At 38.9% G+C, this 13,572-nt stretch carries 9 protein-coding genes; 7 read left to right on the top strand and 2 right to left on the bottom strand.

Annotated elements, in window-relative coordinates; genetic code table 11:
- Positions 1 to 47 precede the first annotated feature (47 nt).
- The 7 genes from E7276_RS12800 (at position 48) to E7276_RS12770 (ending at position 10,565) form a co-directional block, all read left to right on the top strand.
- Positions 48 to 3,473, top strand: a complete 3,426-nt coding sequence (locus tag E7276_RS12800; RefSeq protein WP_294218338.1) for a serine/threonine protein kinase — start codon at positions 48 to 50, stop codon at positions 3,471 to 3,473.
- 39 nt (positions 3,474 to 3,512) lie between these two features.
- The gene (locus E7276_RS12795; RefSeq protein WP_294218336.1) at positions 3,513 to 5,744 is read left to right on the top strand and encodes a serine/threonine protein kinase; all 2,232 of its coding nucleotides are present in this window, start codon (positions 3,513 to 3,515) and stop codon (positions 5,742 to 5,744) included.
- A 36-nt stretch (positions 5,745 to 5,780) separates the two neighbouring features.
- The gene (locus tag E7276_RS12790; RefSeq protein ID WP_294218334.1) at positions 5,781 to 7,400 is read left to right on the top strand and encodes a protein kinase domain-containing protein; all 1,620 of its coding nucleotides are present in this window, start codon (positions 5,781 to 5,783) and stop codon (positions 7,398 to 7,400) included.
- Positions 7,401 to 7,459: 59 nt separating this feature from the next.
- Positions 7,460 to 7,987, top strand: a complete 528-nt coding sequence (locus tag E7276_RS12785) for a hypothetical protein (protein WP_294218330.1) — start codon at positions 7,460 to 7,462, stop codon at positions 7,985 to 7,987.
- Positions 7,988 to 8,057: 70 nt separating this feature from the next.
- Positions 8,058 to 9,416 (top strand): hypothetical protein, encoded by a 1,359-nt coding sequence (locus E7276_RS12780; RefSeq protein WP_294218328.1) that lies wholly within the window; start codon positions 8,058 to 8,060, stop codon positions 9,414 to 9,416.
- 282 nt (positions 9,417 to 9,698) lie between these two features.
- A complete protein-coding gene (locus tag E7276_RS12775; RefSeq protein ID WP_294218325.1) occupies positions 9,699 to 10,307 on the top strand; it encodes a recombinase family protein in 609 nt (202 codons plus the stop codon).
- A gap of 33 nt (positions 10,308 to 10,340) precedes the next feature.
- Complete coding sequence (locus tag E7276_RS12770) at positions 10,341 to 10,565, top strand: hypothetical protein (RefSeq protein ID WP_294218323.1); 225 nt, start codon at positions 10,341 to 10,343, stop codon at positions 10,563 to 10,565.
- 127 nt (positions 10,566 to 10,692) lie between these two features.
- On the opposite strand, the gene istB is transcribed toward E7276_RS12770, so the two are convergent.
- A complete protein-coding gene (gene istB / locus E7276_RS12765; protein WP_294218320.1) occupies positions 10,693 to 11,481 on the bottom strand; it encodes an IS21-like element helper ATPase IstB in 789 nt (262 codons plus the stop codon).
- Positions 11,481 to 13,058: an IS21 family transposase gene (gene istA / locus E7276_RS12760; protein WP_294218318.1), complete on the bottom strand. Its 1,578-nt coding sequence runs from the start codon at positions 13,056 to 13,058 to the stop codon at positions 11,481 to 11,483. Before istA ends, istB begins: the two co-directional genes overlap by 1 nt.
- Between the last annotated feature and the right edge of the window lie 514 nt (positions 13,059 to 13,572).

The following is a 13,572-nucleotide window of genomic DNA, read 5'->3' as shown; positions in this document are numbered from 1 at the left end:
TAGAGAAAAAGGATAGTAAAAGGAAAAAGTTGAAGAGGTGACAAATAATGGATGTAAACAGGCTTTGTATGGGATGTATGAATGAGGTAGATATCAATCAGGAAATTTGCCCCAAATGCGGATATAAGCATGGGATTCAAAACTCTGCAAGAGGGCTGCAACCACAGACAATTCTTAATGGTAAGTACCTTGTTGGAAAAGTGATTGGAGAAGGCGGCTTTGGAATCACTTATATAGCTTATGATCTTGTCCTTAATAACCGTGTTGCCATTAAGGAGTATTTTCCGAGCGAACTGGTTACTCGTGATACGTCTAATGGAATCCAGACATACCTTACTGTGCTTACAGGGAATAAGGAAGAACAGTATAAAAAGGGTATTGATAGATTTGTTAGGGAAGCCGGAAATCTTGCAAAGTTCAATAATCTTCCCGGAATTGTATCAGTAAAAGAGTTTTTCTATGAGAATAATACAGCTTACATGGTCATGGAGTATATTGATGGGGAAACTCTGTCCAAATATCTCGATGATAATGGAGGAAAGCTTCCTTATAGCAAAGTGCTTGAAATGATGTCTCCGGTAATGGATTCGCTTGAGAAAGTACATGAAGCAGGAATCATCCATAGGGATATCAGCCCTGATAACATAATGGTGGCCAAGGATGGAAGCATGAAGCTGATAGATTTTGGTGCGGCCAGACTTGTTGATAATAATGATGAGAAGAGCCTGACTGTTATCCTTAAGCATGGCTATGCACCGGAAGAACAGTATCATCCTGACGGAAAGCAGGGACCATGGACAGATGTTTATGCGCTTGCTGCAACAATGTACAAAATGATTACTGGCATTGTTCCACAAGAATCTACTGATAGAGTACTCAACAAGGATAGGTTGAAATCTGCAAACAAAATCATAAATGATGTCCCTAAAAGAATATCTGATGCGCTTGATCATGGATTAGCGGTCAATGGATCAGAGCGTCCTCTCAAAGTATCAGATTTCAAAGTTGAATTGAAGACTGGCCGGAGAAATAAACCTGTTTTATACATAGGAATCGTGGCTGTGATATTAGTATTGATTGCGGTAGTTGGAATGCTATTTAGTAATAGAAATGGCAGAGTGGCAATGTTCAAAACTGATGATTCTGATGGAAATGCAATAGAGCAAAGTTTACAAACGGGAGAAAATCAGGATGCAAGTGTGACTTCAGAAGAATTGCCAAAAGAAAAACCGGAGTCCGAATTAGTTTCAATGATTGAAGAGGCGAGTAATCAGAGAGTAGTTATTTCAGAGTATGAAGATTTTGATGAAGACGGATACAAAGAATTATACTCGCTAACTGTACCAAAGAATAATGAAGGAGATATGTCGGGAGAGAGTGGTCAGATTTGGTATGCCGATGTCGAAGAAGCAATTAGAGTGGTGGATACCGGTGTGAGTAGTGAGTATGTATACACGGACAGTTCCTTATATGGATTATTACATTTTGGAGAAACAACTCATTTCTATGTTGTAAGTAATTCGGAGCATGATGAGGCCGAAACTTTGTCCTTTGGTGTTGTGGATGGAGCCCCTAAAATGATTTATCAAGGTTATGCTCAATTTCAAAACACTGAAGAAGGAGTTTTTTTAGAAAACCAGTTCTTTTATAATAACCAGACCTCTCAAAATCAGCAAGGCCGTTGTCAAGTTATATATTTAGATGGGCAGTATTTGGGATGTGGATTGAGCCCTATGAGCTGGACTCAATTTAATAGCATTTCTGGAATGGCTGAAGAATTTGAAAAAGCAGTAAATAGGATAAATGAACGTTATAAAGATTATCCGTTTCTTTTGTATGAAAATATATACTATTGCGCAGATGATTGTATATATATAAATACAATTTGTTGCAGATCAGAAATTGATTATGAAGAGATCACGGATTCATGGAATAGAGACAAAAAGTTGGAAGAAATCGATTATGTAAGGTGTACAATATCTTTCTCAAGAAACAAGGATAGATTTTTGTTCAAGGAAATTAGTGAAATTACACCGTCATCAACAACGTTCCTGCCAATTTTTTATAAAACTGAGGATTTCTGGAATCTGGATATAGATACGAAAAATATGTCCGATAACGAGGCACAAGAAGCATTGATGAACCAATTAGCATTACACTTTCAGATGCAAGATGAGGAGCTCACTGAGTTTTGGGGAAATGCTTCTGATTCTGTAATCGGGGATTTCGATAATGATGGAAATAGGGAAGTCTTCGCATTTTTTAACTCTGGTACTGCCAATTGGAATACTATTATAGGCACATATTGTATTAGTGATAACGGCATTGTTACACTTAGTCAAGATAAAGCATTTGATTCTTATGCTGATAGTATTGAAGAATATACATTTGGAAAGAAGCATATGTGTGGCTATTCAGTCATAAACCAGTTAGATGCTGATACATTTGTATATGAGCCGTGTACGGGAGGTGTAATCAGATATGACCAATTATGGGCTGTTAGAGAAGGGGAATCTTCTTACTACAAGACTTCTTTGACTATGGCAACCACTGATGAAGGTATTACATTAAACCCGTATTGGGATGTTGTATATAACCAGATGACTGGGAAGATAGAATGTGGAGATATTAACCAAAGTGCAGATTCATTTATTGATTCTGCGACGATATGGTTTGTTGATGGACGATTTGTGGAATGCGCATCAATTAACATCGATGAAAAATCCTTTTTGAACCTTGATGGAGCTCAAGAAATAATTGACAATATTGCCAATTACGCTGTTGAAGCCCTTAAGGATAACCGAGCTAACAACTTTTCTGAAGCGACATCCTTATATGATTTTGGGATAGAGTCTATTCTTTATTGTGCAGATGGGTACATATATATAAATTACTTGCCAATTAGTAATCAATCCAGATATGGAGATATTTATACTGAGGGATATGTTGAAACATTTCCGTCTGTGGTATTAAAGGTGGAACTTAAAGAAAACGAGGTTCAAATAAGCGATGTCTATCCGGCATACAAAATGAAAAGATTAACAAGTTTTCAGCCGTATTATCCGCAAGATAATCTTTTCGATATAGCTGTTGTTTCAAGTGATGATAATAGTATTGGACAAAAACAAGACGATGCTGTAAAAGAGACAACATCAGGTGAAATTAGTGGTGGCGATACTATTATTGTGCATGTGATAGTGGATGATCACTATGAGTTTAGTTATGGCGAAGGGAGAGCCATCATACTGCAGTTAGATAAACCTGTAAATTTGCATTATTTCGATATGGAAGGTGAAGAAGCTGTATGGGAGGGCTTTTCTGATAATTTGTTTGTCATTTCAGATGACGCAGCTTCAGGAGGCTGGGACCAGTATAATGGTAAAACTATTAAGTGCCGAATTAACCAGTTTATGGAGGCTGCAACGGGTGGAATGATAGCGGATGTAAGTGAAATTATCGATGTTGTTGGTTAAATTATAGTTTTGTATTGTTTTGCTTTGGTGAGGAAAAACATGAATATAAATAAGCTGTGCATGGGGTGCATGAATGAAGTTGATAATAACCAAGACATCTGCCCTAAATGCGGATATAAGCATGGAGCTCAAAACTCTGCACGAGGACTGCAACCACAGACAATCCTTAACGGGAAATACCTTGTTGGAAAAGTGATTGGAGAAGGCGGCTTTGGAATCACTTATATAGCTTATGATCTTGTCCTTAATAACCGTGTTGCCATTAAGGAGTATTTTCCGAGCGAACTGGTTACTCGTGATACGTCTAATGGAATCCAGACATACCTTACTGTGCTTACAGGGAATAAGGAAGAACAGTATAAAAAGGGTATTGATAGATTTGTTAGGGAAGCCGGAAATCTTGCAAAGTTCAATAATCTTCCCGGAATTGTATCAGTAAAAGAGTTTTTCTATGAGAATAATACAGCTTACATGGTCATGGAGTATATTGATGGGGAAACTCTGTCCAAATATCTCGATGATAATGGAGGAAAGCTTCCTTATAGCAAAGTGCTTGAAATGATGTCTCCGGTAATGGATTCACTTGAGAAAGTACATGAAGCAGGGATTATCCATAGAGATATCAGTCCTGACAACATAATAGTTGCCAGAGATGGAAGCATGAAGCTGATAGATTTTGGTGCGGCCAGACTTGTTGATAATAATGATGAGAAGAGCCTTACTGTTATCCTTAAGCATGGCTATGCGCCGGAAGAGCAATATCACCCAGATGGAAAACAGGGGCCATGGACGGATATTTACGCTCTTTCTGCAACCATGTACAGAATGATTACAGGAATAGTTCCGCAAGAATCAACAGACAGGGTTCTTAACAAAGATGCGCTGGAGCCTCTTAACAAACTTAAAACAGATGTGCCTAAAAACATTTCTGATGCAATAATGCAAGGCTTGGCAGTAAAAGCATCCCAACGCCCACAGAGAGTCGCTGATTTCGAAGAAAATCTTAGAAAAGGTTATCAAAAGAAATTGTCTATATTATACATTGGCGTGGTTGCAGTTATCATACTAATCGTTGCAGTGGCAACAATTAAAAATTCTGAGAAGCAATCAATGTATGAGGCAGCTAAGAAGGAGATGATAGATACTGAAAGCCAAGCGGTAGAAGAGCTTGATGACAGCGAGGAATTAGAATCAGCAGCTGATGACACAGAGATGATAACTCAGATTGAGGCGCCTGAGCCTGAAATAGTTGAGAAAACGGAAGAAGAATTAATAGAAATGGTGGAAAGGGCATCAGCGTTAGTTGTTTATAACAATGTTTATTGTGACTTTGACAATGATGGTGCCAGAGAACTGCTAGCAATTACTTATGGAGAGAACCAGGAAACTGTAGATTATGGCTGGTATACAGGTGTAATGACGGTTTGGTACGCTAATGAAGCTGGTGCTAATAAGGTATCTGATATTACTGTGAGTTCGTTATATAGTTCCCCAGGTAATAATTCCTTAGAAAATGTAGATTTAGAGACCTCATTAAAGGGAATATGCAATTTAAGGCCAATACAATTTGGCCGTAACAATATGTGTGAAGTGGGATATTATTCGGATCCTACAGATATGTATGAGAATGTGTTGATTTTTGTGGTGGATGGTACAGAACCTCATCTAGATGATTTATCATCATCTATCGGACTAATAAATGCAGCGCCAGTCCCTTCGATTATGAAATCTAGTGTATATGAATTCTATTCTGATGACATGGAAGTCTATCACTATGGAGGGTTTGGGCAAAATATTGGGCAAGGTTATCCTGTGTATTATGTGGGCGGAAAATGGGGAGAACTGTGTTCTGTTGAGATAACTTATAACGAGTTTTCAAAGATTAAAACAGCTGAGGCAGTAATGGCTGATGCTGAAAAGCAAATACTGGAATTGGACTATATGTTGAGTGGACAAGACGGTATAAATGTTGTCTGTAAATCAGCTACATTGGAGGAAGTCTTATATAATGACTCAAATATGTTTTATCTCAATTACCTGGTTAGCATCGATTTGGGTGGGCAGGAACATGCAAATATTATCTATGATGATAACTGGGAACAAATTGATTTGTCACCACATTATATTGATAAAACCAATGCCTATGTAGCGGTAAAATATGAGAATGGACAAATGATTATTGTTGACATCGGATTTGGCAAGCAATTAGCAGATCATCCGGACATTGAGAATGTTGCTACAAGTGAGTTTGTTTCTGAAAGATTTTATTAAAATTGACAATATCAATTGGGAGTAGTAGACAAAAGCATGGTTCAGAAAAAATACTGTGTCAACTGCATGAATGAAGTGACTTCAGACCAAGAAATCTGTCCGCACTGTGGGCACAAGGTTGGAGATTACGTCATGAATCAGCGAGCGCTAAAACCGCTTACTGTTTTAAATGGAAAATATTTAATAGGAAAGGTTCTTGGAGAAGGTGGTTTCGGAATTACATATTTGGGCTTGGATCTTACATTAAATTTGAGGGTGGCTATAAAGGAATTTTTTCCAACACAATTTGCATCGAGAAATGTTTATGAAAGTAAGTCGAATGATGTAGTTGTAATCAGTGGAAAATCGGCAATTAGTTTTCAGCACAAGCTTGAACGGTACGAAGAGGAAGCGCGTCGTCTTGTTAAGCTTGAGACTCTTCCGGGTATTGTGCGAGTGCTTACTTTTTTTTATGAAAACAATACTGCATATATGGTTATGGAATATATTCCAGGAGAGAATCTAAGCGACTACAGAAAGAATAATAAGCAAAAAATCCATTGGAATGAAGCATTACAAATAATGGAGCCAATAATAAATTCTTTGTCGGTATTACACGGTAATGAAATAATTCACCGTGATATTAGTCCTGATAATATCATGATTACCCATGAGAAGGAACTGGTTCTTATTGATTTTGGAACAGCGGTAGAAATTGAGGAAAATGATAAGAGCAAAGAAATAGAGTTAAAACGAGGATATGCTCCTCCTGAGCAGTATTCTTCCCACGGAAATCAAGGCCCATGGACTGATGTTTATGAGGTGTGTGCGACTCTATATTATTTAATATCTGGATCGGTTTTGCCTGATGCCATGGCCATTATGGACAAATCTGCAAAGATTCGACCATTAAAAAGCATAGATAGTACAATTCCAGCCTCGATTGAAGCTGCTATCATGCAAGGATTAAATGTTGATATTAAATATCGAACTCAAAGTATGGGAGAGCTGTATGATCAGCTGTATAAGGGACGACGAGTCATTCCGTGGAGAAAAATCAGCTTTGCGGCTGTTATATTTGCTGTAGCGCTGGCTGTGATTCTAATCGGCGTTGGAATAAAAACTATTATTAATTCAACTTTGGTCACAAATGAGGTGGATGAGTCTTCAGATAATATGGAACAGGCGCTGGAATCATTTGTGCAGGAGAATAATAGCTCGGATAACGGTGATTCAAAAATAGAGGAAACTTCTACGCTCGAAGATGATACTGCGGAGAATTACATTATTGAAAAAAAGTTAAGCTATACTGATTCGAGCTTTTTGACATATGAAGAGAATGACACGGGTATTACTATAACAGGTGCTGATTATTCTTTGACGGATATAGTTATTCCAGAAGAAATAGATGGGAAAAAGGTTACTGCTATAAGTGGCATTGGTAATAATGTTACAAGTTTGGTTCTCCCTGATACTATTACAAGTATAGAAAAATCAGCTTTTAAGAATTGTGTATATTTGGAATCGATATATATTCCTTCAAGTGTGTCAGTTATAGGCTCAGGAGCATTTGAAAATTGTATGAGCCTTTCTGAAATACAGATTTCAAGTGGTAATCAGATCTTTAGCGTAGATAATGGAGTGATTACAGATAAAGACGGTGTGAAATATAACTGATATAAGAAAAGGCCAACGATTTACATTGTGCTATTGTTAGCAATAGAAGGAGAAGAAGGATGATAAGGTTTAATAGTAGAGTTAGAGGTGCATTTTTTATGATGGGTATTGTATTTATTGTACTTGGAGTAATCATTGGATTCATCATTGCTGGAATGGTGGGCTATGTGTATGAAGAGATTACATATGAAAAAAGCTTTGGAGTAATGTTTGGGGTGTTCTTTGGCGTATTCGGGATAAATGCTTTTATAGGAGCAATGCTAATTGCGGTTTCTGAAGTGTTAGAAGGGCTGGAAGGTATATGTAATAACATAGCAAATCTTCAAACTGACAGCAGTGCATCCGTTTTAGGATACTCAAATAATCAGTCTTCATCGGGCTTTAATTCGGCTGAGGCTCTAAGTAAGCTTTCGGCGGTGGCTTCGGGAAATAAATATACAGGAGGCTCTGCTGGTGGATGGGTTTGCCCATCATGCGGTAAACATAATAAATCATTTGATGAAGTCTGCTCATGTGGTGAAAGAAAAGATGGCCGAAAAGAATCCGGAACTAAGAAAGAATCTGGATGGGGTGCTGATTGGTCATAAAAGAATTATTAGAATGTAGTGGCAAATCTAATTGTAAAAGTATAGCAGGCATGCAGCAGGAAGGAGCTTTATGTCAAAAAAGCGGTTAGTTCCGATTGTATTTATTGTAATGGCCATCATGGGGATAATTCTTATATTAAGCGGTATACATACTTATCAACGTGGGGAGGGATCTGCTTCTGTACAGGAGCAGAGCAAACAATCTGAGAAAACTATTACAGGTGCTCAAGGCAATAAAGAATTAAAAGAAAATGCAAAAAATGTATCGAAAGAAGAGATACAGGACTCGAAGAATGATGGTGATAGCAATGAGAACCAGGAACTAAACCTTGACCCAAATACCTCACAGGAAGAAATGGAGAAGAAGGATAAGGAAAAAACCAATAAGCAAGGAGGGGCGTCTGGTATATTTAGCCTATTTGGCGGTAAAGGTAGTTTGGAAAAAGCTGTCTATGGTCAGCAGGAACACGTCAGGCAATACGGAGCTGATCAGAAGCCCATAGATTATTATGGAGAAGAATATGATGGCGCAATTAGAATTTGCTTAAAGGGGAGTAATAAGCTGTTTCTAAAGACTACAGATTTCTATGGTATGCTCAGTGCGATGTATCTTTATGATGACAACGAGGAAGTAGCTGTTAGCTATGGATCGGAATCTGTGACGGTGTATAGAAATGGTAAGCCTGTAACAAAAACGGATCAGTATGGCAATAAAGATACTTGGGAATATGATAATAACATGAATCTACTAAAGCACACATCTGATCAAGGATATATGATAACTGTAACAGAGTGTACAGTTGAAAATAATAAATGTATGCATGATTACACAACTGAAGATGGGCTACTTACCGAAGAACATGATTATACTTATGATGCTAATGGCTTTTTGACCGATACTATAGAACATACATTATACTATAATGTTGACCATACAGAATTACGCAGCGAGTATTGGAGCCATTATTATTATACAAACGATTATAATGGTAATCCAATTGAGATTGTTCAAATATATGATGGTGATAGAACTACAGCCATGCATCGATTCTATACATACCATCCTAATGGGGAAAAAGCATCGTTCAAGAATTGTGACAGCAGTATTGAGCATCCTAGTCAGGAATGGACTTATGATGAAAAAGGTCGTGTTATATTATCAATAGAGAATACGAGCGCGTCATTATCAAATGACTGGCATTGTACAAAAATTATAAAGGAATATGATGATCAGGATAGATTGGTAAAGTATGAAGAATACTATGACGATTTCCTTAGGCATGGAGAGGAATATACCTATAAAGACCTTCCTGAAGAAACGGTTAAAGAAATACTTGAAGGAGCCAAGCAATTAGTAAAGGGCTATCCGATTGTAGAAAATGCAAATGTGTCTAAAATGTATAGGGACTATGTTAATGATGGAAGATAACCAATTGGCATTGTGTTCATGGATGATATATCACCTCAGCTATAAATCCCCTTATGGCTGAGGTTTTTGCCTCGTTTTTGTGTTCACAAAAACATCTGTTATCGTGAACACTTTTTACACTAATTATGCTATAATTGCATATATAAAAAGAGATTAATGCGTTTTTCAGTATTCATCAGTGTTTCATACGCTTTTTATGATAAAGAAGAACGCATTAAAAAATGCCATTTATGTTCACAAATCTCAATATACCATTTTATGAACAGTGAAAGAGGAGTTTGTATGGGAAAATGCTATGGTTATGCAAGATGTTCAACCGATGAGTCAAAGCAAGATATCAATAGACAGAAGAGAGAGCTGAAAAAGCTAGGCGTTAATGAAGATAAATATATCTATTGGGAATATGAATCTGGAGCAAAGACAGATCGTGCTGAATTTCAAAAACTTCTGGATGTCCTGAAGCAGGGTGATACGCTTGTTACAACAGAAGTTTCTCGTCTTACCAGATCCACAAAGCATTTATGTGAGATCTTGCAGCTTGTACAAGAAAAAAAGATAAAGCTCGTCATTGGAACCTTTATTATAGACTGTACAAAAGATGAGATAGATCCCATGACCAAAGGAATGCTCATGATGTGGGGAGTTTTTGCTGAAATGGAACGCGATATCATTTCCCAGCGAGTAAAATCCGGCATGGAAAATGCCAGAGCAAAAGGAAAGAAAATTGGCCGCCCTCATACAGACCCAGAGAAACTTCCAGACAAGTTCTATAAGCATTATCCTTCATTCTTAGCTAAGAATATAACAATTACAGAATTTGCAAACCTTATGAAATGCTCAAGGACCACAATATATAAGTATATTCGTTTAGTAGAAGGAAATGCAGTATAATAGTTATTGTTTTTGGGAGGGGCAAAACTGATTATGCGTGAACTAACTGCAGCTGAGCGTAAGGAATATGACAAAATGATTCTTGGATTGTATTTGTCAACTGAAAATTCAGTCAAAAGTTCATTGAAAATTCAGTCACTTTTGCTTGAAATAAGCGCCTCTTTCTTGGAGGCGTTTTTTTGTGGGCTCTGCCCACACCCGCCCCTCGTCGGGGAGGCAGGGAAGCAGCATCTGACTGCTTCCAGGCACACAGGGTAATCCGTGTCACTTCGTCAAGGGCTGCCCGGGCGCTGGAAAAGAAGCGCCCAGCGTACTGTCCCTTGACTCCGTTCCCGCTCCATGCACATGCCTGATATATATGATTAACTGCGGTTTACAGATATGTTTAACCGGCTTTCTTTGGCTTTGCTTTCTTGATGTACTCGAAGGTCTCACCGTTTTCTTTTAGTGTTTCCCGGAGCCTGTATGAATCGCCTTCCATATCGACCAGAATGGCTTTGTATGTAAGCCTGTCGACTATGGCGCTCGTTATCGCTGCGTCTCCAAAGATCTCATCCCATCTGTCAAAGGTGAGGTTTGATGTTATTATGGTGGATTTTGTCATTGCCCTCAGTGAAAGGTTGGAAAACAGCAGATCCGCACCTTCACGGTCAAACGAGATGTATCCGAGTTCATCTGCAATTACAAGATCATATCGTTCGAACTGCCTTTCATAACGTCGCAGTTTCTGCTGGTCGTTACTTTCTTTGAGCTCTGTGACCAGATAAGGTACTGTGGTATACAGCACTCTGTATCCGGCCTCACAGGCTGCCATTCCGAGTCCAATAGCGGTATGAGTCTTTCCTGTGCCAGGATTCCCAGTCAGGATGATATTCTGCCCGTTGGGGATGAAGTCAAGCTTCATCAGCTCAGGAAGCCTTTTCTGAAGCGCTTCGGGAAGGCAGTCTACTTCGAGATCAGCCAGATATTTACGGTAAGGAAAATGCGCTCCTCTTATACGCCTGTCAATTGCCCTCTGTTCTGAGCTGTCCAGTTCTGCTGATAACAGCCTATGAAGATATTCGACTGGTTCCTGGACTTCCTTTGCGATGTCTTCAAAGTTATCAGCGATTCCTCTGAGCTTAAGCAGTTTGCAGAATTCTCGTATTTCCTGTTTCTTCTTCTCGCTTCCCATCAGCCTGCCCTCCTTGTCTGGAGTTCACGCAGTATATCATACTGTGAGAGCGTCTGCCTTGATTTCTCACTGAGCCTGTCATTTCCGTAAGGTTTCTCCGGACTTGCCACTGCTTGAGTTTCGTGGTCATGTATCAGCCTGATCTTGTCTGCGCTGTAATCATTTATCACTATTTCAGCAAGTCTCTTTAAGGCTTTTTCTACAGCATCAACACCCAATTCATCCATAAGTTCAAGAACTGGTAGAAAATCCTTGGCATTACCTGTATAATAAGTTTCGTAAATGTTTTTTATCTTGGTGTCCGCCTGAAGCAGTGCTGTGCTTTGGGACAGGGCACCTGGTTTTCTTTTGAGGGTCTTTAGGTAGTGGAAGATATCTATCACATACTCACCCCTGCCATAATGGCGTTCATGTCTGGCAACCTTTTCAGACCCATCATATATTTCAACAAAACCGGTATATATCCTGGCATCCAGCCGCTTTCCTACATACCTGTCTGGAACGGAGTAGTGTACACGGTTTGCAGTTACTGTAGAGAACTTGTCTACTTTCAGATGTACACGCTTGATAAAGCATGGCATCTTCGGCGGAAGAGGCATAAGACTGGCCTTCTCTTCGCCAAAACATTCATCCGGTATACGGCCGTCAGAAAGTGCAGAAGCATTCTTCTCCATGCATTTTTTCATCAGATGCTCATTAGCAGCTTCCAGTGATTCAAAGCAGTCATTCCCCGGCTCAGCAAATGCGAAGTGCCTTACAACGTCAACAGAGCGTTCTACATGGCTCTTTTCATTGCCCCTCCTGACATTGCAGAATCGGAAATCAAAGCCATAATAGATTGATAATTCAAGCAGTGCATCAGTGGGTTCTTTCTCTGAAGGACCTACAAATGTCTTAACTGCAACCCTCATGTTGTCATATACGACAGTGTGGAACACTCCGCCGCAGAATGCGAAATAGTCCACATGTGATTCCTGGAAGGCTGCTGTATCCTGAGTTCTGTAGAGATGTGCAAATCTGTGATTGCCGTACGCAGATGAGAACACCGCCATCTGATATCTCATATATCCTGTCCCACCAATATCGAGAGTGACTTCGCCCCAGTCGAATTCAGTCTGTATTCCGGGCTGGTATTCCTGCTTGATAAACGCCTCATCAATCTCTTTCTTGATGTCTGCTATAACGCGTTTGACTGTCGAATAGCTGATGCTGTATCCCTGTTTCTTCAGGTAATCGTATATTTCAATCTTTCGCATCTGCTGCTTGGATCGGCCCGTCTGTCTTCGTTTGGCATTTTCCTCAAGGCAGTCCCTTATAACTTCAATGGCTTCTTCTGTAGATTTTCTCCTTCCTCTGTTTGATGTATCATACTTAGGTTTTATCAGTATTTCTGGTGACAGCTGATCTTCAGATGCCCCCGGATCTGTAGCGAGCAGCTTGGCCATCGCATCATCATACTCATTGACGTACTTATTTACAGTATTCTTGTCAATTTTCATATATGACGCAATCTGTCGGTTACTAATTCCTTCCCTGTGCTTAAGTATTATTGTTTGTTTTTCTACCAAATCAATCACCCCTCTTTGATCCTCCCTTCAGTAAGAAATCTCTTACTAAAAGGATACATTACTTTGAGTTATGAGTGACTGAATTTTCAATGAGCCAGCTGACCTACTTTTAGATTAGCAGATACATGGATCCAAACAAATGAATTTAAGGGATCTCATTAGTATAGAACAATCTCCTCCAAATAATACTTCTCCTTCAGAATTGGAAAAATTGTTGAAAAATGATTCAAAGATTGTATTCTCACAGATGGAATTGTTCAATTAAATCTCTGAAAACGCAATACAGAGCATTTTAAAACCAGGCATTGCTTCAAAGAGCAGTACCTGGTTTAATAATACTAATTCTGTTCTACTTGTTCTATAACAGATATAACTATTCGCAAAACACAGATTTATAGAACACTTGTTCGCATTCCGGGCCTCCGGGCCATTCCATGTCATCGGGCACTTAAATGTAATTTTTAATTCCAGTTTGCAAGAGTAAATTCTAGAGTTATGGAAGTTACTCTTACACATATATACT

It is taken from the genome of Pseudobutyrivibrio sp. (assembly GCF_015057185.1).
GTDB lineage: Bacteria > Bacillota > Clostridia > Lachnospirales > Lachnospiraceae > Pseudobutyrivibrio.
The sequence above is the reverse complement of the archived record's forward strand: the minus strand, read 5'-3'. Positions and strand labels throughout refer to the sequence as shown.

What these genes read in the sequence shown, in the direction of transcription:
- E7276_RS12785 (WP_294218330.1), top strand. Translation starts at nt 7,460, where the DNA reads ATGATAAGGTTTAATAGTAGAGTTAGAGGTGCATTTTTTATGATGGGT.
- istB (WP_294218320.1), bottom strand. Translation starts at nt 11,481, where the DNA reads ATGGGAAGCGAGAAGAAGAAACAGGAAATACGAGAATTCTGCAAACTG.
- E7276_RS12795 (WP_294218336.1), top strand. Translation starts at nt 3,513, where the DNA reads ATGAATATAAATAAGCTGTGCATGGGGTGCATGAATGAAGTTGATAAT.
- E7276_RS12780 (WP_294218328.1), top strand. Translation starts at nt 8,058, where the DNA reads ATGTCAAAAAAGCGGTTAGTTCCGATTGTATTTATTGTAATGGCCATC.
- E7276_RS12775 (WP_294218325.1), top strand. Translation starts at nt 9,699, where the DNA reads ATGGGAAAATGCTATGGTTATGCAAGATGTTCAACCGATGAGTCAAAG.
- E7276_RS12800 (WP_294218338.1), top strand. Translation starts at nt 48, where the DNA reads ATGGATGTAAACAGGCTTTGTATGGGATGTATGAATGAGGTAGATATC.
- E7276_RS12790 (WP_294218334.1), top strand. Translation starts at nt 5,781, where the DNA reads ATGGTTCAGAAAAAATACTGTGTCAACTGCATGAATGAAGTGACTTCA.
- E7276_RS12770 (WP_294218323.1), top strand. Translation starts at nt 10,341, where the DNA reads ATGCGTGAACTAACTGCAGCTGAGCGTAAGGAATATGACAAAATGATT.